This window comes from Nonomuraea rhizosphaerae (assembly GCF_019396405.1).
GTDB lineage: Bacteria > Actinomycetota > Actinomycetes > Streptosporangiales > Streptosporangiaceae > Nonomuraea > Nonomuraea rhizosphaerae.
Genome location: NZ_JAHKRL010000475.1, coordinates 1 through 21,707, shown reverse-complemented (window position 1 = coordinate 21,707; position 21,707 = coordinate 1). Strand labels below are relative to the sequence as shown.

General features: G+C 70.1%; 20 protein-coding genes and 1 pseudogene. 14 read left to right on the top strand and 7 right to left on the bottom strand.

Annotated features, from left to right (window positions below; translation table 11 throughout):
- The first annotated feature begins 36 nt into the window (after positions 1 to 36).
- Positions 37 to 1,584: a hypothetical protein gene (locus tag KME77_RS24590; RefSeq protein WP_246610669.1), complete on the top strand. Its 1,548-nt coding sequence runs from the start codon at positions 37 to 39 to the stop codon at positions 1,582 to 1,584.
- On the opposite strand, the gene KME77_RS24585 is transcribed toward KME77_RS24590, so the two are convergent.
- Both KME77_RS24585 and rsmI read right to left on the bottom strand, forming a co-directional pair.
- Entirely contained in the window at positions 1,514 to 3,106 is a 1,593-nt protein-coding gene (locus KME77_RS24585; RefSeq protein WP_308250881.1) for a dolichyl-phosphate-mannose--protein mannosyltransferase, read from the bottom strand. The two genes, KME77_RS24590 and KME77_RS24585, sit on opposite strands and share 71 nt — an antisense overlap.
- Positions 3,107 to 3,116: 10 nt before the next feature.
- A complete protein-coding gene (gene rsmI, locus KME77_RS24580; protein ID WP_219471302.1) occupies positions 3,117 to 3,959 on the bottom strand; it encodes a 16S rRNA (cytidine(1402)-2'-O)-methyltransferase in 843 nt (280 codons plus the stop codon).
- Between the two features lie 89 nt (positions 3,960 to 4,048).
- On the opposite strand from rsmI, the gene KME77_RS24575 reads away from it, so the two are divergent.
- Together KME77_RS24575 and KME77_RS24570 are read left to right on the top strand one after the other, a co-directional pair.
- Complete coding sequence (locus KME77_RS24575; protein WP_219471301.1) at positions 4,049 to 5,692, top strand: dolichyl-phosphate-mannose--protein mannosyltransferase; 1,644 nt, start codon at positions 4,049 to 4,051, stop codon at positions 5,690 to 5,692.
- 113 nt (positions 5,693 to 5,805) lie between these two features.
- A complete protein-coding gene (locus KME77_RS24570) occupies positions 5,806 to 6,990 on the top strand; it encodes a hypothetical protein (protein ID WP_219471300.1) in 1,185 nt (394 codons plus the stop codon).
- A 71-nt stretch (positions 6,991 to 7,061) separates the two neighbouring features.
- Here KME77_RS24570 and KME77_RS24565 read toward each other — a convergent pair whose 3' ends face one another.
- Positions 7,062 to 7,451 (bottom strand): MerR family transcriptional regulator, encoded by a 390-nt coding sequence (locus KME77_RS24565; protein ID WP_246610668.1) that lies wholly within the window; start codon positions 7,449 to 7,451, stop codon positions 7,062 to 7,064.
- Positions 7,452 to 7,497: 46 nt separating this feature from the next.
- Between KME77_RS24565 and KME77_RS24560 the strand changes: the two genes are divergently transcribed.
- Positions 7,498 to 8,271, top strand: coding sequence for an MBL fold metallo-hydrolase (locus tag KME77_RS24560; RefSeq protein WP_219471298.1), 774 nt, complete (start codon positions 7,498 to 7,500; stop codon positions 8,269 to 8,271).
- A gap of 158 nt (positions 8,272 to 8,429) precedes the next feature.
- Here the strand turns inward: KME77_RS24560 and KME77_RS24555 are convergent, their stop codons facing one another.
- Positions 8,430 to 8,963, bottom strand: coding sequence for a calcium-binding protein (locus tag KME77_RS24555; protein WP_219471297.1), 534 nt, complete (start codon positions 8,961 to 8,963; stop codon positions 8,430 to 8,432).
- A gap of 695 nt (positions 8,964 to 9,658) precedes the next feature.
- Between KME77_RS24555 and KME77_RS24550 the strand changes: the two genes are divergently transcribed.
- Positions 9,659 to 10,540, top strand: a complete 882-nt coding sequence (locus tag KME77_RS24550) for a helix-turn-helix domain-containing protein (RefSeq protein WP_219471296.1) — start codon at positions 9,659 to 9,661, stop codon at positions 10,538 to 10,540.
- Positions 10,541 to 10,621: 81 nt separating this feature from the next.
- Here KME77_RS24550 and KME77_RS24545 read toward each other — a convergent pair whose 3' ends face one another.
- The gene (locus KME77_RS24545; protein ID WP_219471295.1) at positions 10,622 to 10,837 is read right to left on the bottom strand and encodes a DUF397 domain-containing protein; all 216 of its coding nucleotides are present in this window, start codon (positions 10,835 to 10,837) and stop codon (positions 10,622 to 10,624) included.
- 235 nt (positions 10,838 to 11,072) lie between these two features.
- On the opposite strand from KME77_RS24545, the gene KME77_RS24540 reads away from it, so the two are divergent.
- The 4 genes from KME77_RS24540 to KME77_RS24525 all read left to right on the top strand — a co-directional run bounded on the left by KME77_RS24540 (position 11,073) and on the right by KME77_RS24525 (position 13,904).
- Complete coding sequence (locus KME77_RS24540) at positions 11,073 to 11,804, top strand: AfsR/SARP family transcriptional regulator (RefSeq protein WP_219471294.1); 732 nt, start codon at positions 11,073 to 11,075, stop codon at positions 11,802 to 11,804.
- 63 nt (positions 11,805 to 11,867) lie between these two features.
- Positions 11,868 to 12,092: a hypothetical protein gene (locus tag KME77_RS24535; protein WP_219471293.1), complete on the top strand. Its 225-nt coding sequence runs from the start codon at positions 11,868 to 11,870 to the stop codon at positions 12,090 to 12,092.
- Positions 12,093 to 12,182: 90 nt separating this feature from the next.
- On the top strand, positions 12,183 to 12,689 hold the full coding sequence (locus tag KME77_RS24530; RefSeq protein ID WP_219471292.1) for a hypothetical protein: 507 nt from the start codon (positions 12,183 to 12,185) through the stop codon (positions 12,687 to 12,689).
- 162 nt (positions 12,690 to 12,851) lie between these two features.
- Positions 12,852 to 13,904 (top strand): hypothetical protein, encoded by a 1,053-nt coding sequence (locus tag KME77_RS24525; RefSeq protein ID WP_219471291.1) that lies wholly within the window; start codon positions 12,852 to 12,854, stop codon positions 13,902 to 13,904.
- Between the two features lie 43 nt (positions 13,905 to 13,947).
- On the opposite strand, the gene KME77_RS24520 is transcribed toward KME77_RS24525, so the two are convergent.
- Both KME77_RS24520 and KME77_RS24515 read right to left on the bottom strand, forming a co-directional pair.
- Positions 13,948 to 15,054, bottom strand: coding sequence for an NAD(P)-dependent alcohol dehydrogenase (locus KME77_RS24520; protein ID WP_219471290.1), 1,107 nt, complete (start codon positions 15,052 to 15,054; stop codon positions 13,948 to 13,950).
- Between the two features lie 134 nt (positions 15,055 to 15,188).
- Positions 15,189 to 18,059 carry an AfsR/SARP family transcriptional regulator gene (locus KME77_RS24515; protein ID WP_219471289.1) on the bottom strand — a complete coding sequence of 957 codons (2,871 nt, stop codon included), beginning with the start codon at positions 18,057 to 18,059 and terminating at the stop codon, positions 15,189 to 15,191.
- 118 nt (positions 18,060 to 18,177) lie between these two features.
- Here KME77_RS24515 and KME77_RS24510 point away from each other — a divergent pair, with 118 nt between their 5' ends.
- From KME77_RS24510 to KME77_RS24490, 5 genes and pseudogenes are all read left to right on the top strand, one after another.
- Complete coding sequence (locus tag KME77_RS24510; protein WP_219471288.1) at positions 18,178 to 18,639, top strand: carboxymuconolactone decarboxylase family protein; 462 nt, start codon at positions 18,178 to 18,180, stop codon at positions 18,637 to 18,639.
- A 51-nt stretch (positions 18,640 to 18,690) separates the two neighbouring features.
- The gene (locus tag KME77_RS24505) at positions 18,691 to 19,029 is read left to right on the top strand and encodes a DoxX family protein (RefSeq protein ID WP_308250880.1); all 339 of its coding nucleotides are present in this window, start codon (positions 18,691 to 18,693) and stop codon (positions 19,027 to 19,029) included.
- Between the two features lie 225 nt (positions 19,030 to 19,254).
- Positions 19,255 to 19,785 carry a hypothetical protein gene (locus KME77_RS24500; RefSeq protein WP_219471287.1) on the top strand — a complete coding sequence of 177 codons (531 nt, stop codon included), beginning with the start codon at positions 19,255 to 19,257 and terminating at the stop codon, positions 19,783 to 19,785.
- Positions 19,786 to 19,927: 142 nt separating this feature from the next.
- Complete coding sequence (locus KME77_RS24495; protein ID WP_219471286.1) at positions 19,928 to 21,115, top strand: serine hydrolase domain-containing protein; 1,188 nt, start codon at positions 19,928 to 19,930, stop codon at positions 21,113 to 21,115.
- Positions 21,116 to 21,165: 50 nt separating this feature from the next.
- Positions 21,166 to 21,707: pseudogene (locus KME77_RS24490) on the top strand (hypothetical protein); the annotation flags it as partial.

Sequence of the window (21,707 nt, the reverse complement as noted above, 5' to 3'; positions counted from 1 at the left end):
GGTCAAGTCCTAAAAACGACTGGCATTCTTTACAGCATGGTGAGCGTCGCGGAGATTACCCCTGTGGACCACTCCGCCCCTGGCCGGACCGCGCGCGTGGTGGCGTTCGTGCGCCGTCATCGGGTGTTCGCCGCCGCATTCGCGATCGGCGCGGTGCTGCGGCTGATCACCATGCTCGGCTACGGGCCGGCGATGTGGTTCAACGACTCCTACGAGTACGTCTCGGTGGCGCTGCATCCCAGGCCGCACCCGATCAGGCCGGACGGGTACGGGTTCTGGCTGCTGGTGCTCAAGCCGTTCCACAGCTTCACGCTGGTGACCTTCAGCCAGCACCTGATGGGCCTGGCGACGGGCGTGCTCGTCTACACGCTGCTGCGCAGGAAGTTCGGGCTGCCGAAGTGGGGGGCGACGCTGGCGGCGGCGCCGGTGCTGTTCGACGCCTACCAGATCCAGCTCGAACAGCTCATCATGTCCGACGCGCTGTTCACGCTGCTGGTCGTGGGGGTGATCACGCTCGTCCTGTGGCACCGGCGGATGTCATGGAAGCTCGGCGTGGTGGTCGGACTGCTGCTCGCGCTGACGGCGCTGACGCGTTCCATCGGGCTGCCGATCCTGGTGCTGGTCGTGGCGTACCTGCTGGTCAAGCGGACCGGGTGGAGGCCGATCGTGGCGGTGATCGCGGCCTGCGCGGTTCCCGTCATGGGCTACATGGCCTGGTTCTCCACAAATTTCGGCAAATTCGCCATGACGAACAGCGACGGCCTCATCCTTTACATGCGCACGGCCATCTTCGCCGACTGCGACAAGATGCACATCGACAAATACCGGGAGCTCCAGATGCTCCTGCTGTGCATCAACGACCCGGTGAGCCAGCGCAAGGACTACGCGCAGTGGTACCTGTGGGGCCAGGGCGGCGCGGGCCAGGGAACGGGCGAGGTGCTGCACCGCTGGGGGACCGGCAAGAAGTTCACCGACATCACCAACCAGGCCGCCAGCGCGTTCGCCACGCGGGCGATCACCTCCCAGCCCGGCGACTACCTGAAGGTCGTCGCGCGTGACTTCTTCCGCGCCTTCAACTGGGGACGGCCGACCTTCCCCGACGAGAAGACGTACAACATGTATCGCTTCATCCCCTTCCACGAGCTGGACACCAGCGGCAATCCCAAGCGCCTGCCCCAGTGGCCCTCGTACCAGGGAAGGACCGACACCGACGCGTACGCATACGAGCAGGGCCCGCCCGAGACGAAGATCGTCGCGCCGTTCGCGCAGATCATGAGCAGCTACCAGCAGGTCTTCTACCTGCCCGGCATCGTGCTGGGCGGCGTCATGCTGGTCGGCCTGTACGGGACGGTGATCCGCTGGCGCAGGATCGGCGGCCCGGTGATCCTGCCGTGGCTGGGCGCGTTCGGCCTGCTGCTGGCGCCCGCGGCGACGGCGGAGTTCGACTACCGCTACGTCCTTCCGGCCGTCCCGCTGGCCTGCGTCGCGGCGGCGATCACGCTGCGGCGCGGCGTCACTTGGCCTTGGGCGCGGACTCGGCCCAGGAGCGAATCAGCATCCGAGCCCACCACTGTGCCTGCGTGATCACCTCGGCCGTCAGCACCGGGTAGAGCCACCAGAAGTTGATCAGCGTGATCAGCGCGAACGCCCCCACGGCCGCGCCCCCGGCCGCCCGGCGCACCGGCGGGGCGTTCTCCTTGCCCAGCACCAGCCCCGCGACCAGGACCAGCGACAGCACCATGAACGGCACGATCGGGATCATGTAGAAGAGGTACATGGTCCGGTTGTCGGCGATGGCGTAGTAGAACCAGGGCAGCCACCCGGCCGCGTACGTCAGCAGCACCGCCCCGGCCCGCCAGTCGCGCGTGGCCACGTACCAGGCGATGAGCCCGAAGAGCGACAGCGCGGCGGCGAACCAGATCGCGGGCGTGCCGACGCCGAGGACGGCCTGCGAGCACTCCTTGGCCCCGCACGCGGCCCCCGGCAGGTCACCCGGGTAGAAGAACGAGACGGGCCGGTACAGGATCGGCCACGTCCAGGGCTCGGACATGTACGGGTGGTACTCCTGCAGCCCGGTGTGGTACCCGAGCACCTCCATCTGGTACTTCAGCCACGACCGCGCCGAGTCGATGACGAAGAACAGCGGCCCGGACGACGTGGCCTGGTCCCAGTTGCGCCCCCAGCCGTCCGCCGAGACGAACCACCCCGTCCACGACACCAGGAACGTCGCCGCGGGCGCCAGCCCCATGGCGGCCAGCCAGGGCGGCGCGTCCAGCGCGAACGTCCCCCTGTACGGGCTGCGCAGCCCGACGGCCCGCCGCGCCCCCATGTCCCAGACCAGCGACATCACCGCGAAGGCGACGAGGAAGAAGAGGCCCGACCACTTGACGGCCATCGCCGCGCCCAGGCACATCCCGGCGGCGATCCGCCACGGCCGCGCGCCCAGCCTGGGCCCCGTCATGGTGAGCGGTGAGGTCTCGTACCAGTCGGCCAGCCGTCGCCGCGCCCGGTCCCGGTCGGCGACCAGGCAGGCGAACCCGGCCAGCACCCAGAACATCAGGAAGATGTCCAGCAGCGCCGTCCGCGACAGCACCAGGTGCAGCCCGTCCAGCGCCAGCAGCAGCCCGCCGAAGCAGCCCAGCAGCGTCGAGCGGGTCATCCGGCGGGCGACCCGCGCCAGGATCAGGATCGACAGCGTCCCGGCCAGCGCGGCGGCGAAGCGCCAGCCGAAGGGGTTCATCCCGAACAGCCACTCCCCGGCCCCGATCATCCACTTGCCGAGCGGCGGGTGCGCGACGAACGAGGCGCAGTCCGTCTGCTGCGGGCATTGCTTGAAGATGTCGAGGTCGCCGGCGATCAGGCGCTTGTCGGCGATCGGGTTCTTGGCGTCGCCGAGCGTGACGCGTTCGACGGCGTACCGGAGCAGCGAGTAGGCGTCCTTGATGTAGTACGTCTCGTCGAAGACGATGGCCCGCGGCTCGCTCAGCCGGACGAACCGGAGGATCCCCCCGAACAGGGCGACCGCGATCGGGCCGATCCATCCCCAGAGGGCGGTTCCCTGCATCGGCGGGATCAGCCTCTGCGCGGAAACCCCCCAATTCTTCACGATGCCGACCTTACGGCGATCTCTTGTGAACCGCGTCATACAGCTCGCGCTTCGGCATTCCCGCCCCCTTCGCGACGTCGGCGACGGCCGTCTTGCGCTGCTCCCCCGCGGCCACCCTGCGGTCCACCTCGGCGACCAGCGACTCCAGATCGGGGGCGACGTCCGCGGCGACGTGCCCGGCGACCACGATCGTGATCTCCCCCTTGACTCCGGCCGCCGCCCAGTCCGCCAGCTCGCCGAGCCCGCCGCGCCGCACCTCCTCGTACGTCTTGGTCAGCTCGCGGCACACGGCCGCGCGCCGGTCCGCGCCGAAGGCCCCGGCCATCGCCTCCAGCGACTCCTTGAGCCGGTGCGGCGCCTCGAAGAACACCATCGTCCGCTCCTCCAGCGCCAGCGACGACAGCCTGCGGGCGCGCTCGCCCGTCTTGCGCGGCGGGAAGCCCTCGAAGCAGAACCGGTCGCTGGCCAGCCCCGACACGGCCAGCGCGGTGGTGACGGCGCTCGGGCCGGGCAGCGCCGTGACCGTGATGCCCTCCTCGACCGCGAGGTGGGTCAGGCGGTAGCCGGGGTCGGAGACGCCCGGCATGCCCGCGTCGGTGATCACCACGACCGTGCGGCCCAGCTTGAGCGCCTCGACGAGCTCCTGGGCGCGGGCCGCCTCGTTGGCGTCGTAGTAGGACACCACCCGGCCGCCGATCTCCACCCCCAGGTCGGCGGCCAGCCTGCGCAGCCGTCTGGTGTCCTCGGCCGCCACCACGTCGGCGCTCGCGAGCGCCTCACGCAGCCTCGGCGAGACGTCGCCCGCCTGCCCGATCGGGGCTCCTGCCAGCACCAACCTGCCCTCTTCTGTCACCCGGCCATTCTGGCAGGGGTGGGGCGGGGCATCCCGATTAGACCGTGTTTCCTGGGTAAGCAATGGCTTGGGGCCCGTACGATGTCCGAATGGCGGTGACCGATTTCCCGTACCAGACCTATGGCCATCCGGACGGCCAACCGGCGGCGGACGAGAGCAGTCCCCGGAGCCGATCCCTGCGGGATCGGGTGGTCCCGCCGATGCGCGGCAGCGTGTTGTGGGGCTGGCTCGGGCCTCTGTTCGTCACCGTCATCGGGGGCGTCCTGCGCTTCATGGGGCTGGGGCACCCGAACTCCGTCGTCTTCGACGAGACCTACTACGCCAAGGACGGCTACTCGCTGATCACGTGGCTCGTGGAGCGGGTCACGATCAAGGACGCCGACAAGGCGCTCATCGCCGGCAACACCGACATCTTCCAGAAGTGCACCGGCGAGACGCTCGACAAGTGCGCCTCGTACGTGGTGCACCCGCCGCTCGGCAAGTGGATGATCGGCGCGGGCGAGTGGCTGTTCGGGATGAACCCGTACGGCTGGCGCTTCGCCGCCGCGGTCGTCGGGACGCTGTCGATCCTCGTCCTGGCCCGCGTCGCCCGCCGGATGACCCGCTCGACGCTGCTCGGCTGCTTCGCCGGGCTGCTGCTGGCCCTGGACGGCCTGCACTTCGTGCTGTCGCGGACGGCGCTCCTGGACATCTTCCTGATGTTCTGGGTGCTGGCCGGGTTCGCCTGCCTGGTGGTGGACCGCGACAGGGCGCGCGAGCGGCTGGTCGACTGGTACGAGACCTCGCCGCTGTCGCCGCAGGGGCCGTGGCTCGGGCTGCGGCCGTGGCGGATCGCCGCCGGGATGTGCCTGGGCGCGGCGATGGCCGTCAAGTGGTCGGGGATCTTCTTCCTGGCCGCGTTCGCCGTCATGTCGCTGCTGTGGGACCTGGGGGCGCGCCGGGCCGTGGGGCTGCGCAGCCCGTACGCGGGCGGGTTCGCCAAGGACGTGCCGACGGGGATCGCCGGTCTCGGGCTCGTGCCGCTGGCGACGTACATGGTCTCCTGGACCGGCTGGTTCGCGACCGCGCAGGGGTACGGGCGCAACTGGGACCAGGCCACCTCCTCCGGGCCGTTCTACTTCGTCCTCGACTCGGTGCGGTCGTGGGTGAAGTACCAGTGGCAGGTCTTCTCCTTCCACAGCGGGCTGGAGTCCTCGCATCCGTACATGTCGGATCCGTGGCAGTGGCCGCTCCTGCTGCGGCCGGTGGCCTTCTACTACGAGGGCAAGCAGAGCAACTGCGGCGCCAAGGACTGCTCGGAGGCCGTGCTGGGCGTGGGCACGCCGATCATCTGGTTCGGCGCGCTGGCGGCGCTGATCGGGCTCATCGCCTGGTACGTGGCCACACGCGACTGGCGGGCCGGGGCGGTGCTGCTGGCGTACGCGATGGGGTGGCTGCCCTGGTTCTACTGGGCCATCGCCGACAACCGCACGATGTTCCTGTTCTACGCGGTGCCCATGGTGCCGTTCATGGTGCTGGCCATCACGTTGTGCGCGGGATTGCTCATAGGCCCCTCCGCCAGGACGCTGGACGGGGCTGTACCGTTGAGACGTACGCTCGGGGCCGCGGCCGTCGGCGCGTTCGCCCTTCTCGCACTGATCAACTTCTGGTGGCTGCACCCTGTGCTCACCGCGGAGCTGATCCCTTACACCGAGTGGAAGGCCAGGATGCTCTTCGACAAGCGGTGGATATGACCCGGTTACAATTCACGATTTACTAACTTCATAGGGTAGTCGCAGTGCAAGACCCAATACGCACCGGTTTCGGTCATCGTCAGGCCCGGGGTCGATACGGCAAACTTCGAGGCATGAGTGCACCAGACGTCGCCGCGCTTCTAGCCGAGTTGGAGCGCTCCGAGCCTGACCTGGCCGATGACGCCAGGACGGCCGTGGAGTGGTTGACCGGTGGCGAGCCGCTGGAGACCGTGACACAGCTCGACGTCTGCGAGTTCCTCTGGTACACGCTGCCGCTCAAGGTCGGCGGCGACCACGAGCGGCTCGCCCGCTCGCTCGGGCGGCTGCTGCAGCTCGGCGGGCTCGAACGCTACGCCGGGCTCTGCGAGTCGCCGACCACCGCCCAGATCCTGCGCACGTACGCCCGCCAGGGCGAGGACGCGGGCACCAGCGCCTACCAGGAGGCGCTGGAGGCCACCGGCGTGCTCCCGCCCGACGTTCCCGATCTGCGGTGGAGCATGATCATGGGGCCCGAGGAGCTGGGCGCCCACGTCGCCTGCTCGGCGGCCCTGGAGCTGGCGATCGTCTCCGGCGAGAACGTCCATCCCGGCGCGCTGACCAGGCGCTGGCTCACCGAGCCGCGCGTCGAGCTGGGCGGTGACAGCTGGCTGCACCGGGTGCACGGCGAGCGGCTCAACCGCTGGGTGCTCGGCCGCGGCCCGGCCAGGCGCGAGCTGGCCCAGCCGTTCGAGGTGCGGCTGCACGCCCCCGTGGCGGCCCAGCCGCTGCCCGCGCTCCACGGCCTGCTGTCGCTGGCCGCCTCCGAGGACAGCGTCCCCATGCGGCTGGCCCCGTCCCACGAGGCGCTGCGCCTGCGTGACCTGGCCGAGCGCGAGCTGGGCGCGATCAAGCGTGACGGCGTCAAGCTGTCGATCACGCCGTACGGCAAGCGGCTGCTGGAGTCACCCGACACCATGTGGGACGCGGTCACCAAGCTGCTGCTGGCCAGGGGCGAGCACGACTTCGAGGTCTCGGCGCGCGAGGCGGCGCTGATGCTGCTGGCCGACGGCGCGCTCATGTCACCCGCCGCGCTGCGCGAGCGGGTGGCCGAGGTGGTGGGGGGCGAGGGCTGGCACCCCACGACGAGCCTGGACGACGTCGCCACGCCGGTCATCGACCTGGTGGACCAGCTCACGGCGCTTGAGCTGGCGTTCGCGGACGATCTCGCGATACGGCTGTCGCGGCCCGGCCAGCTGGCGGCCCTGGCGGCGCTGCGGGCGCACGCGCTGCGGCCCCGGCAGTACGTCAGCGCCGGCTGACCGGGGCCTCGCCGACTTCCAGCGGTCCCGCGTGCAGCGCGAGCTGGCCCGGGCTTGGCCGGCGGCCTGGATCAGCGCGGGCTCACGCGGCGGATCGCCCGCTTGAAGTCGGGGCACTCGACGAGCGGGTCGTGGTCGCAGACGGCGGCGTGGCGCAGGCTGTCGCGCAGCCGCGTGAGCTGCGCGATCCGCTCGTCCACCGCGCGCTCCTTGGCTGCCATCCGCTCGCGCAGCACCGCGTCGGACGGACCGGCCACCAGGAAGGCGCCGATCTCCGCGAGCGTGAACCCGGCGTCGCGGGCGCACGTGATCAGCGCCAGCCGCTCCACCGTCTCCGGCAGGTAGGCCCGGCGCAGCCCGTTGCGCGCGACCGGCGCGATGAGCCCCTTGCGCTCGTAGAACCGCAGCGCCGACGGGGCCAGCCCCGACCGCCGCGACACCTCCGCGATGTCGAGCACCATGTCACTCCTTGACTTGAACCGCGCTTCAAGTCGCAGTCTAGGCCCCATGAGAATCCACCACCTGAACCTCGCCTCCATGCGCGAGATCGACGCCGGCACCCCCGCGGTCTGCCACGCGCTGCTCGTCGAGACGCCCGCTTCGGGGCTCGTGCTGGTCGAGTCCGGCCTTGGCCTGGACGACGTGACCCGGCCCGGCGAGCTGCTGGCGGCCGAGTGGGTCTCGCTGGTCGAGCCCGCGCTCGTGCCCGGGGAGACCGCGGTCAGGCAGCTCGCCCGGCTCGGCCACGACCCCGCCGACGTGCGCCACATCCTGCTGACCCACCTGGACGTCGACCACAGCGGCGGGCTGCCCGACTTCCCGGGGGCCGAGGTGCACGTCATGGCGGCCGAGCTGAAGGCGGCGCTGGCCGAGGCGCCGAGCCGTCGCTACCGTCCCAGCCACTGGGCGCACGGGCCGCGCTGGGTCACCTATGACGGCGACGGCGAGAGGTGGTTCGGGGTGGAGGGCGTGCGGCCCTCGACGTTCTCCACGGACTTCCTGATGGTGCCGCTCGGCGGGCACACCAGGGGCCACGCGGGCGTGGCCGTCAGGGACGGCGAGCGATGGCTGCTGCACGCCGGGGACGCCTACTTCCACCACGGGGAACTGGCGCCTGACGAGCCGCGCTCGCACCCGCTGATGGACATCGTGCAACTCGATTCACAGGTGGACGAACCGGCCCGGCTGGCCAGCCAGGCGCGGCTGCGCGACCTGGCGAACACGCACAGTGTCGACGTCTTCTGCGCCCACGACCCCTGGGAGCTGCGGCGTTGTCAATGACCTTTACGGATGCCGTCCGGCGGGTTCTACTGAACGTGAACCGAGTATCGCCCGCGCGCGTACCTCTGGCTGCCCGGCCACCGCGGCGCGCAGAACGCGGTGGTCGGGCCCAGGAGGCGACGGTCGCCGGCTGGGCCTGACTTGAACTCCGGCTGTCCTTACAGCTCGCAGGCGACCTCCAGCTCGCCCTCGCAGGCGTCGGTGCCGGCACCGCCGTTGAGGCGGTCCTCGCCCGGGCCACCGACCAGACGGTCGTCGCCGGCGTTGCCGCTCAGCGTGTCGTCGCCCAGGCCACCGGCCAGGACGTCGGTGTTGCCGCCGCCGTTGACGGTGTCGTTGCCGTTGTCACCCGACAGCGTCCCGCCGAACCTCGTGCTGTTGCGGATGGCGTCGTCACCCGCCGCCGCGAACACGTCGACCCTGGTGACGCCCGTGGTCGGGCACCGTACGACGGCTCCGACCGCCGTGCAGCCCGGGCCGGCCACGACCGACCCCAGCGTGTTGCTGACGGAGACGAAGGTGCCCGACGGGAAGAGCTCGATCCCGTCGGCGGCGCTGCTGCCGTTGACCAGGATCCTGGCCCCGTCCACCTGCGCCGTGACCGTCGCCGCCGACGCCGGTCCGGCCAGCGCCGTGGCCCCGGTGAACAGGACGGTCGCGATCCCGAGGGCCATGCCCGTGTTCTTGAGCATGCGGCGACCCTTGATGGTGCTGAACATTCGTTGTTTCCCCTCGATGTGTCGTACCGGGCCCCGCCATCACTGTGGGTGATCCACCGGCTCCGCTCCTCGCAGAAGGACGCAGTCCTGCGGCGTACTAGTTCGTTGACCAGGTCATCGGCCGGCGGCGGCAGCGCGCGGGCTCACCCCGTCGCCGGCCCGCTCGCCGGGTCTGGTGGTGCGGCGCGGGCCGAGCGGGAACCGTCAGGGCAGCGATCAGGGCCGTCGCTGCCGTAGTGTGGCCGGTGAGTCGGGGTAGTGGCAGAGGGCTCGGTCCCTCCTTGCGTGAAACGTTCAGAGAGAAGGCAGCCAACCCCACCGGCGGTCGCGTCCAGGAAAACAGTGCCTGTGACCTGTCCGCGCCGCGTCAGGTCGTACCCCCAGAAAGTGCCGGGACCTGCGGCGCCGCCTTTGCGGGCGGCTTGACAACGGGCTTCGGCCCGCCGATACATAACGAATCAGTATGAATCATCTCACCCGTCTTCGCGGGAAAATGCCGGATATATGCAGGCAAATCCCGCCAAACCAGCACAAGCTAACCATCCACCCTAAGTTGACGTAGCGCGACTTAGTCTGATTTAGTGCTACATCGTCAAGAATCACGTTAGATCGCTTTCGCAACAATCCGGTTACGGAGTGTCGCGTACCACCTTCGGGAGTACAACGCGATGAACGCAATCGCAGGTGACGGAGGGGAAAGCCGCACCAAACGCCAGCGGCTGGCGCAGGAGTTACGCCGGTTGCGCGACATTTCCGGGATCTCCGGTCGCGATCTCGCCCAGCGCATCGGGATCAGCCAGTCCAAAGTATCCCGCATCGAGTCCGGCTCCGTCATCCCTTCGCTGCCGGAGGTCACCGCCTGGGGTGATGCGGTCGATGCCGCGCCCGAGACGCGGGAGTCGCTCGCCGACCTGACCCAGGCCGCCTTCACGGAGGTGCACACCTGGCGGGCCGCCCTCCAGCGGCAGGCGCACCTCCAGGACGAGATCAGGGAGCAGGAGGACCAGGCGCACCTCGTACGCGTCTTCCAGCCCACGCTCATCCCGGGGCTGCTGCAGACGGCGGAGTACGCGAGGCGGGTGTTCACGTTGTTCGACCCGCCCTACTCCGAGGGTGACCTGTCCATGGCCGTCGCCGCGAGATTGCAGCGGCAGCTCGCGCTGTATGAGGAAACCCGGAATTTCGAATTCCTCATTACCGAGGCGGCGCTGAGGTGCCGGCCGGGACCGGTCAAACTCCTGCTGGCCCAATTGGACCGAATAGCGTCGCTGAGCACGCTGGAGAACGTCCGCATCGGTCTGATACCGCACAACAGAGAAGCCCTTGTCTGCCCGCCGCACGGTTTCACGGTGTACGAGGGCGACGACAGCCCGGCGGACGCTTATGTGGAGGTCGAGATAACGCATGTGCGATTGACCGCCAACGACACCGACGACATCGCGATCTATCTGCGGCAATGGTCCCTGCTGCGGCAGATGGCGATCTTCGGCGACGAGGCGCGGGAGTTCCTGTCCATGGTCTCCGACGACGTCCGTGCCGCCGTCCGGTGAGCCGTCGTGGACGCGCCCGGGGGGAGGGAGGGGACGTCGCGGCCCGCGCGTCGCGGCGCCCCCTACGGGCGTGGATCCGGATCACCTCAGGTCGAATTCACCGGCATGCACCCCGGCGAGGAACGCGCACCACTCCTGATCACTGAAGCGGAGCACGGGCCCGTCAGGGTCCTTGGAATCGCGGACCGCGACCCCGTCCGCGCCCAGCGCGACCTCGACGCAGCCGCCGCCGTTGTCGCTGAAGGTCGCCTTGAACCATGCGGCGTCGTGCGACCGGCTTTCCTTGGCACTACCCATCTTTTTCTCTCCTGTTCGGCCGGGGAGCCTTGCGCCGCCCGACGGCAAAAGCACGAATGCCGCGCCGTCGGGCCGGCTTGGGTATCGACTGGGCGCCGCGCCTTAGGTTCGCCATAGGAATTCTAAAGATTGTTCACGAATGCGGTAAGTCCATATCAATGGATGTAGTCAGAAGGGGCGGACGATGGAGTTTCGTTTGTTGAACGGCGTGGAGGCTTACCGCGGAGCTACACGGGTGTACGTCGGTGACCGGAAGCAGCGCCTGTTTCTGGCCTTGCTGCTGCTGGCGGAGTCAAGGCCGGTGACCATGGAGGAGCTGATCGACAAGATCTGGGGCGAGTCCCCGATCGTCAGCGCCCGCAAGGTGCTGCAGCACTACGCGAGTGAGCTGCGCTCGGAGCTGGGGCGCGACATGCTGCCGAAGTACGAGAGCGGCTACCGGGTGCTGGCGGCGCGCGGCCAGGTCGATGCGCACCGATTCCGCGCCCTGGTGAAGGAGGCCCGTCCGTTACTGGGCCGCGACGACGAGCAGGCCGTACGGCTGCTGCGTCAGGCCCTGCGCGAATGGGGCACCGACGGCCTGATGGCGGGCGAGCCGCTCGACGGCCTGCGCGGCCAGTGCGCCGTCAAGCACCGCGCCAAGCTGCGCGCCGAGCACCGCGCCACGACCACCGACTGCCTGGAGGCCGAGCTACGGCTGGGCCTGCACACGCGGCTCATCCCCGAGATCGCCGACGCCCTCGACGACGGGCCGCCCGACGAGCGGCTCGGCGGCCTGCTCATGCTGGCCTACTACCGCGCCGGACGGCAGGCCGACGCGCTGGCCGCGTTCGCCGGCCTGCGCCAGCGCCTCGCCGACGAGCTCGACACCACCCCCGGCAAGGAGCTCGTACGGCTCCACCACCGCATCCTGCAGCAGGACCCCGAGCTCGACCTGCACGCCGATCCACCCGGATCCACCCCCTGAGGAGCACACGTGCCATCCCCCAGCGACATAGGCAGAAGCGCCGTCCACCTTGTCACGGAGGTTATGAGAAAGGGCGATTCGTCGTCACAACTGCTCGACCTGGTGCGCATCCGGTTCCGCGGTGACGCGGACGCCGAGGACGCCCTGACCAGGGTCGAGTCGAACCCGGCCAACGCCGGCGCCCTGACCGCGCTGGAGCGCGTACTGGTGCTGCGCCTCGTCCACGACCAGGTCTTCTTCGCGAACGTCACGCGGCTGGTCGAGCAGGAGCTGGAACCTCTGGGGTAAAGAACCGCGGATCCAACTATTAAGTAGTGGATTCCCTACTAAGGGTACTGATCGCTGCGGATGATCAAATCACCACCCACAGGGGACACCATGCACAAACGCAGCATCATCACCCTCGCCGGCACCGCCGCCGGCCTGCTCCTGACCGCCGCTCCCGTGGCCGCCGACACCACTTTCGGCACCGTACGGCCCTGCGCCGCCACCATGACGACCACCTTCGGTCCGCAGACGGCCCCGTCCGGCTCGCTCGTGGACATCATCGGCGCGGAGTCCCTGCTCAACTCCCTGGTCGGCGAGGCCCTCCTGCACAACCCGTCGCACAGGGACGTCGCCGCCGCCGAGGAGTCCCTCCAGGCGTTGATGGCCGGCGACTCCGCGCTCTGCGCGTGCGACGGCTCCATGGCCTCCACCTCGGTGTTCGACACGACGGCGGCCGACGGCTTCTCCGGCAGCATGACCACGACGTGCGCCCGCTCCTCCGGCGGCTCCACGGGCGATGCCAGCGCCACCGCCACCGCCACCTCGACGCACAACGCTCCCACGTCGCTGCTCGGCAGGATCGGGCTCGGCAGCCTGCTCGGCGGCCTCCTCGGCTGACCTGAGCGGCTGACCTGAGCGGCACAGGCTCGCGAACGACGCCCGGCCCTCCCGCGCTCATGCGGTGCGAGGTTTCTCTGTCGGCGCCGTCAGTACTCAGAACGGCCTCCATGGTCAAGCATGGGGGCCGGATCGGGGGACTCGACGCCCAGGGGGGTTGGTGTGCAGAAGAATCCCAAGCTGACCAGGAACAAGCGGCGCAATGCCGTCCGTCTCACCGAGAAGGCGAGCCAGACGCTGCAGGACGTGCTCGACGCCCCGTCCCAGCCCACCGCCACGCCGCCCCCTCAGCAGGCGGCGCCACCGCGCCCGCCGACCCAGCGGCAGCTCAAGCGTCAGCTCCGGGCCGAGCGCACGCAGGAGGTCCGCTTGCAGAAGGCGCCCCTGGCGGAGAAGAAGGTGGCCGACAGCGAGTTCATCAAGTCCCAGTTCCACGCCTTCTACGACGCCAAGACCGGGACGTACTCCAAGGCCCACCAGCAAGGGCAGGTCAGGCTCTACAAGAACATGAGCATGTTCGACAGCCGGTACCTGCAGGAGCCGATGAGTGATCCGGACCTCGTCTTCGAGTACGCCAAGGACGACCGTTTCGACCTGCAGGCCCAGAACCACGCCTACGACTACCCAACCGCGCTGGTGAAGGGCGACTACTTCCACTTCGTCAACAACTACCTGGAAGTGCCGGACAAGTACCTGACGCGGCGGCTCGTGGTGAACACCTACTCGCAGGAGAGCGCCGTCAAGCTCACCGACGCCCTGATCGAGTTGTACGACGACGACGAGGTCGGCGGATCGATCAGCGAGTTCAAGACCTTCCTGTCGGCCGTGCCGCTCGCGGAGACGCCCAAGGCGGACAAGGTCGTCGTCTACTACCACCCCGACGAGACGGTCACCGACTCCGACCGGGTGGGCACCAAGATCGCCCAGGTGATCACCTCCGTGCTCGACGAGAAGGAGCGGGACCCGAACCTCGCCCCCTTCTACGAGCACATAGCCACCGGAATCGGCTGGTCCGACGAGGTGAAGACCAACAGCTTCACCACGATCCGGCAGCAGCTGATCGAGCGGGTCGTCGAGGAGAACCCGCACGTCACCGACGAGGAGGAGTTCTACAACCTCGTCATGGACAAGTTCCGCCGATACCGGGTGGACACCGAGAACACCCACCAGTACATGGTCACGGGCACCTCCGTGCCCGGCCCCAAGATCACCTGATCCCCGGGGGCGGCCAGGGACGCCCCCGGCCGCCCCGGGCTGGTCAGGCGAAGGTCAGGACGGGTTTGAGGGTGTCGCCCTTCTCGGAGTCCTCCACCGCCTGGTTGATGTCCTCGAACGCGTACGTCCTGATCAGCCTGTCGAACGGGAAGCGGCCCTGCCGGTGCAGCTCCACCAGCTGGGGGATGAACCGGCGCGGCACGCTGTCGCCCTCGACGATCCCGCGCACGCTCCTGCCGAACAGCAGCGAGGACATGTCGAGCGACACCTCGGTGCCGAGCGCGGCGGCACCGATCAGGCCGCAGGTGCCGCCGTTGTTCAGCGCGTCGACCGCCTGCCGCAGGACGGCGGGGACGGCGGTCGTCTCGATGGTGTAATCGACGCCGAGGCCGCCGGTGAGGTCGCGCAGCCGCTCCACCGGGTCGTCGAGGGCGGCGTCGATCGTGTGGGTGGCGCCCAGCTCCCTGGCCAGCTCCAGGCGCCGCTCGTTCAGGTCGATGGCGACGATCGTGCAGCAGCCCGCGAGGACGGCCGCCATGACCGCGCTGACGCCGACCGAGCCCACCCCGAACACCGCGATGCTGCTGCCCGCCGGCGGGTCGAGCGAGTTCAGCACGCCGCCCGCGCCGGTCTGGATGCCGCAGCCCAGCGGGCCGAGCAGCTCCAGGGGAGCGTCCCTGTCGACCTTGACGACGTTGCGCTCGTTGGCCAGGGCGTGCGTCGCGAACGCCGACTGGCCGAAGAAGGCCCCGTACACGTCGCCGCCGCCCGTCTCCCGGCGCAGGGGCGAGCTGCCGTCGGGCCGCGCGCCCCCGAAGTTGCAGCCGAAGAACCCGTCGCAGTACGCGGGCCGCCCCTGGTCGCACATGCGGCAGCCGCCGCAGGAGTTGAACGTGAGCACCACGTGGTCGCCGGGCGCCACGTAACTGACGCCGTCGCCGACGGCCTCCACGACGCCCGCGCCCTCGTGGCCGAGCACGGCGGGCAGCGGGACCGGGTACCACTGGTCGCGGATGATCAGGTCGGTGTGGCAGACGCCGGAGCTCACCATCCTCACGACCACCTCGCCGGGGCGGGGGTCGTCGAGTTCGAGGGGGGTGAGCGTGAAGGGGGCGCCTCGGGTCTCGGTCAGGGCCGCTGTGATGCGCACGGTACGACTCCTTTGCCGGTGGGGCTCTCACCGGGAACATAAGCCGCGCACCGCTGGACCGACAGCCACAGTTTCCTGCTCACGGCCACGCCGACCTCATGACCATGCCGACCTCATGGCCACGTCGAAGAGGCTCAGTCCAGCTCCTTCAGCAGCGTCTCCACCGCTCCGACGTCAGGCACGCCCAGGTCGGTGTACAGGTCCCGGGCCCGCTTGGCGTGGTCGCGGGCCAGCTCCAGCCGCCCGCCCTCACGGTGGACGTACGCCAGCCCCTCGTGAGCGCGCGCCTCCTCGGGCCGGTTGCCCAGCTCAAGGGCGATGGCGAGGGCGTCGCCGTGATGCGTCACGGCCTGGTCGGGGTCGCCGGCGACGCGCCCCACCTCGCCCAGCCCGTTGAGCGGCGCGGCCTCGTCGCTGCGGCAGCCCAGCTCGCGGTAGAGCTCCAGCGCCTGCCGGTGGTGGTCGCGGGCCTGCTCGTGCTGCCCGTGCCGCTGGTAGACCTGGCCGAGGAGGTCCAGCACGCGCGCCTCACCGTTGCGGCTGCCGAGCTGACGGTGCAGCTCCAGGGCCCGGCGGTGGTGGTCGAGGGCCTGCGGGTAGCGTCCCTGCCGGTCGTGGCTGATGCCGAGGCTGCTCAGCGTGTGCGCCTCCCCGACGCGGTTGCCGATCTCGCGGCTCAGCCGGACCGCCTGTTCCAGGTGGTGGTCCGCCCGCTCGTAGTCGTGCTGCCTGAGGCACACGTTGCCGAGCGTGTTGTGCGCCCGCGACTCGCCGAGCCGGTCGCCGATCTCGCGGCACAGGTCAAGGGCCGGACGGCAGGTCTCGTACGACTCCTCGTACCGGCCCTGCCGCCAGTACACCCAGGCCAGGTCGAGCAGCGCCCGCCCCTCGGCGGCCCGGTCGCCCCGGCGGCGGGCGGCCTCCAGCGCCTTCGTGTGCAGGGTGATCGCGTCGGCGTGACGGGCCTGGCCGTCGAGGTAGGGGTGCAGGATGGCGGCCAGCTGACCGGCGTGGGCGGGCCAGTCGCCGTCGGCCGCGTGCGTGCCCACGGCGACGAGGTTGGCGCGCTCGACCTCCAGCCAGGCGCACGCTTCCACCTCGCCGCGGAACGTCATGATCTCCAGGTCCGTGTCCGGGACGGGCGGCCTGCGAAGCTTGCCGAACGGGAACATGACGTCGATCGCCGCGGCCGCCGTGGCCCGGTAGTGGTCGAACAGGCGGGTCAGGGCCTCGTGCCGGACGTCGTCGCCCTCCTCGGCGGACGCGGTGGCGCGCGCGTGCTCGCGCAGCAGGTCGTGGAAGGTGTACCGGCCGGGCTCGTGCTGGGCCAGGACGTGGGCGTCCAGCAGGTCCTCCAGCAGCGTCTCGGCGTCGTCGGCGGGGATCCCGGCCAGTGCGCCGGCCGCGTGGGCGTCGATGTCGCGACCCGGGTGCACGCCCAGCAGCCGGAACATGCGTTGCCGCTCGGCGTCCAGGTGCTGGTACGACAGCGTGAACGCGGCCGCCACCCCCCTGTCGGAGGTGGACAGCTCGGCCAGCCGGCGACGCTCGTCGCGCAGCCGCCCGGCCAGATATCCGACGGTCCAGCGCGGGCGGTGGTGCAGCCGCGCGGCGGCGATCCGCACGGCCAGCGGCAGGAAGCCGCACAGTTGCAGCACGTCGAGCACCGCGTCCGGCTCCGCCTGCGCCCGCTCCCCCACGATCGAGGCGAACAGCCGCTCCCCGTCCCTGACCGGCAGCACGTCCATGGACAGCGCGCGGGCGCCGTCGAGATCGATCAGCCGGCGGCGGCTGGTGATCAGGACGAGGCTGTCGGAGGCGCCGGGCAGCAGGGGGCGTACATGATCGGTGTCCGTGGCGTTGTCCAGCACGATCACGACGCGGCGCTCGGCCAGCTCGGCCCGCCACAGCGCGGCGCGCGCGGCGAGCGAGGCCGGGATGCGTTCGGCCGGCACCCCGAGCTGGCGCGACAGGGTCTCCAGCGCGGCGCCGGCCTCGACCGGCTCGTGTCCCGCGGTGTGCGCCTGGAGGTCGACGAACAACTGCCCGTCGGGGTAGCGCTCGGCCAGCCGGTGCGCGGCGTGGATCGCCAGCGCGCTCTTCCCGATGCCCGCCATCCCGTCGATGGTCAGGATCGTCGTGCCGGGCTGGAGGCCGGCGATGCGCTCCAGCTCGACGGTCCGTCCGGCGAAGTCCGGGATGTCGTAGGGGACGAAGTTCGCCCGGCGCTCGGGCTCGCGTACGGCCTCCTCCTGCGGCTGGACCTGCAGCTCCGGGTCGTCGCGGAGAATGGCCTGCTCGATCGCCACGAACGCCCGGCCGGGATCCAGCCCCTGCTGCTCCACCAGCGCCTCGCGGAAGGCCCTGCCCGCCGACAGCGCGTCGGCCTGCCGTCCCGAGCGGTGCAGGGCGAGCATCAGCTGACCCGACAGCCGCTCGCGCAGCGGGTGGGCCGCCACGTGCGCGGACAGCTCGTCGATCAGGTCCTCGTGCCGCCCCAGCGACAGCTCCAGGTCGGCCAGGCGCTCGATCGCGGCCAGCCGCCGCTGTTCGAGCCGGCCGCGGAGGCTCTCGACGTAGTCGGCGTGCACGTCCGCGAGCGGCTGGCCCCGCCACAGCGCCAGCGCGTCGCGTACCTGACGGACGGCGTCCTGGGCCGTCTCCTTCTCCTGCTGGGCGGCCGCCATCCGGGCGGTGAACTCGTCCAGGTCGAGCCACTCCGGCTCGATCATGTACCCGCCCGCGCGCGTCACCAGCGACTGCGCCGCCCCCTCCTCGCGCAGCACCCGGCGGATGGCGGTGATCGCGGCCTGGATCTGCGACCGCGCGGTGTCCGGAGGCGTCACCCCCCACACCGCGTCGCTCAGCTGGTCGGCGCTGAGCACGGTGCGGGCGTGCAGCAGCAGGTACGCCAGCACCGCGCGGTGACGTGGCGCCAGCCCGGTCAGCTCCCGGTCGCCGGCCATCACCTGTACGGGCCCCAGCACAGCGAACCGTACGCCCATCCCGCCCGCCTCCCCTCAGCCCCCATCAACCCGCCCATAGCGGACGCATCGCGAATCTATCAACCCGCCTCTCCATGATGAGTCCACAGGTCAGCCACTCGAAAAAGGAACCGTGATCATGGAAGCACGCATGAAGAACCCGGCGTTCGTCCTCTCCGAGACCATGAAGGGGATCCAGGGCATCTACAAGGGCATCTACGAGGGCGGCGCCCCGCAGGAACTCCTGGAGATCGTCGCCCTGCGCACCAGCCAGATCAACGGCTGCAGCGCCTGTGTCCACGCCCACGTCGCGAACCTCAAGAAGTCCGGCGAGTCCGACGAACGCGTCGGCAACGTGGCCGCCTGGCGCGAGGCCCCGTTCTACAGCGACATCGAACGCGCCGCGCTGGCGCTCACCGAGGCCGTCACCCGGATGGCCGACCGGTCCACGGACGCGGTCTCCGACGACCTCTGGAACGAGGTCGCCGACCACTTCGACGAGAAGCAGCTGTCGGCGATCATCCTGACCATCTCGATCACCAACTTCTTCAACCGCATCAACGCCACCATCAAGGAGCCCGCGGGCGCGTCCTGGGCCTGACGCCGTTCCGTTCCGTCTTGCTCCGCCTCCCTTCGGAAGGATCTGATCATCTTGTACGCCATCGTCACCGTCCTGACCGCGGCCTGGGTCGGCTTCTCGGCCGTCTCCGTCTTCACTCGCGCCAAGTGGGTGGTGGGCCCGCTGGCGGAGTACGGCATCACCAGCCGCTGGTGGCCCTGGCTCGGCACGGCCAAGGCCGCGGGCGCACTGGGGCTGCTCGCGGGCCTGTTCGTGCCGGTCGTCGGCGTCGTGGCGGGGATCTGCCTGGTGCTGTACTTCGCCGGGGCGCTGATCACGGTGGCGCGGGCGCGCTCGTACGCGCACCTGCCGTTCCCGCTGCTCTACATGGTGCCGGTCGCCGGAGTTCTGGCGCTGAGCCTGACGGTCTGAACGCCGCCGGACCTGTCGATCGCCTCCTCCCTTCGCCCGAGCGCGAACAGAGGAGGCGATCGATGGTGATGTGTGCGGTTTACACTTGGCTTCCTCCGCGCCGCGTCATGATCCCGTACGGGGGTTCGCGTGTCCGATGAAATCGCTCAATCGCACTCGCTTCCCCCTCTCCCCGGGACCGCGCGACAGGTGGCGCTCGAACACCACAGGCGTCACCGGACGCGCATGCTGGGCGCGCTCGCCGGAGCCGCGATCGCCACGACCAAGGCGACGATGGAGTGGGGCTGGCTGGGCCCCCCGAGCGTGCTGGGCCTCGTTGTGATCGTAGGCGCGATCATCGTGGCCACCCGGAAACTCTCAGCCGCCCGGCTGCGTGCCGCCTTCCACGATCCGTCAGCGTTCGCGGTCGCGTTCTGGCCGCTCGATCCGCTCGATCACCGGCGTTCTGGAGCCAAGCAGTGGCGTCAGCGCTCCTACCAGGCACTGCTGGTGATCGACCGTACCCGGCTCTCCTTTCTGCCTGACGAAAAGGGCCGCCGCAAGGGGCGAAACGATTTCTCGCTGCCGGCGGCGGACATCAGCACCATCGTCGTGAGCCGCCCCGGCGGCCTCCGCCCGGGAGCGCTCGCCCTCGTCGGACTGGACGGTGACCGCGTGCTTCACTTCCACGTCCTCGACCGGGGCGTGCCGTTCATCGCGGCCCTGCGCGCGGCCGGCTTCACCGTTCTCGAAGAACACGAGCTGCGGGCGGAATGAGCTTCACGCCCCGATCGGCATAGCGAGAGCCGGTCGCGGCCGCCGCGCCGGAGACAATATCTGCCGAACGGCAGATGTGGCGGGCCCGGCCCCACCGCGATGCTTGTGGCCGATCGAGCGGCAACAAGAACCAGGAGCACACATGCTTCACCTCATCGCGGGACAAGGTCTCATCGTCAAGGTCATCACGCTGGTCACCGCGATCGCCGTCTCGGCGACGCCCTCATCGCAGCATGATCGAGAACAGGGGTACGACCGGGCCGCTCTTCAGCGGGACACCGACGCGGTGCGTGCCGCCGGAGTCGTCGGCGTGCAGGCCCATGTGGTCGGCCCCGACGGCAGGAGCCTGGTCGCGACCAGCGGCGTCGCCGACATCAGGACCAAGCGGCCGGTCCCCGCGAACGGCTACTTCCGGATCGGCAGCAACAACAAGACCTTCGTGGCCACCGTGATCCTGCAACTGGCCGCCGAGGGGCGGCTGTCACTGGACGACACCGTCGAGCGGTGGCTCCCGGGGCTGGTGAAGGGCAACGGCAACGACGGCGGCGAGATGTCGGTTCGCGACCTGCTCCAGCACACCAGCGGCATCCACGACGACTACCCCTACCCGACCGCCATCGGCTCGGCCAAGGAGTACTACCGGCACCGCTTCGACACCTTCACCCCCGAGCAGGTGGTGGCGCGGGCGATGCGCCACAAGCCCGACTTCGCGCCCGGCAAGGGCTGGAGCTACGCCAACACCGGGTACGCCCTGCTCGGCCTGATCATCGAGAGGGTGACCGGCCGGCTCTGGCACCAGGAGGTCGAGGCCCGCATCATCAAGCCGCTCGGCCTGCGGCACACGTTGTGGCCGGGAGAGTCCGCCAAGGTCCCGCGACCGCACGCCAGGGGGTATGAGTTCTACTCCGCGAAAGGAAGACCGACGGACGTCACCGAACACCGCGACGCCGACGCCTCGGGCGGCCTCATCTCGACCACCGCGGACCTCAACCGCTTCTTCCGCGCCCTGCTGGGCGGCAAGCTGCTGGGCCAGGCCGAACTGGCGCAGATGCGGCACACGATCCCCGTCGACGAGCAGACCGGGCGCATCTGGCCTGGGGCCCGGTACGGGCTGGGCGTGTTCACCCGCCCGCTGTCCTGCGGAGGCGTCTCCTGGGGCCACGGCGGGGACATCCTGGGCTACATGACCCGGACGGGCGTCTCGGCCGACGGCAAGCTCAGCGTGATCGTCTCCATGTCGAGCGAGCGCAAGGACTCCCTGGACGCCCTGCTCCGCCAGGACAAGGCGGCCGCGACGCTGATCGACCACGTGCTCTGCCGCAAGGCTTGATCGTCCCGAGAACCCGAGAACCTCAGAACCCGAGCACTAGGCTCGCCGGCATGCTGGCTCCCTTCGCCGCCTGGGTGGCCGTGGCCGCCGTAGCCGTGGTGCTGCTGCGCCGGCCTCCCACGTTCGCGATCGGCACCCTCGCCGCGAGCGTCGCCTGCGCGGTCTCGATCCTGGTGGACGTCGCCTACGGAGGACCGATGCCGGAAGTAGCGGTGATCTTCATGTTCGTCGAGGTGACCGCGTTGCTCGTGCTGACCGTGCTGACCGTGCGGTGGGCGCCCGCCTCGCACGCGGCGGCGGCAGGAGTGCTGATCGTCCTGACGATCGCGGCCCTGCCGCTGCGGGTGGCCCTGCGCGTCACCACGCTGCCGGTGGAGGAGGCGGTGATCGGGGCCTCTCTCGCGCTCACGGCCGCCGGGTGCGCGGTGGGCGTCGGGCTCTACCTGCGCTCGCTCGACGACCGGCGTACGCGGGCGGTCACGGGGGCGCGCCGCAAGCAGCGCCTCGACCTGGCCCGCGACCTGCACGACTTCATCGCCCACGAGGTGACCGGCATCGTGCTGGAGGCGCAGGCGGGCCAGGTCAAGGACCT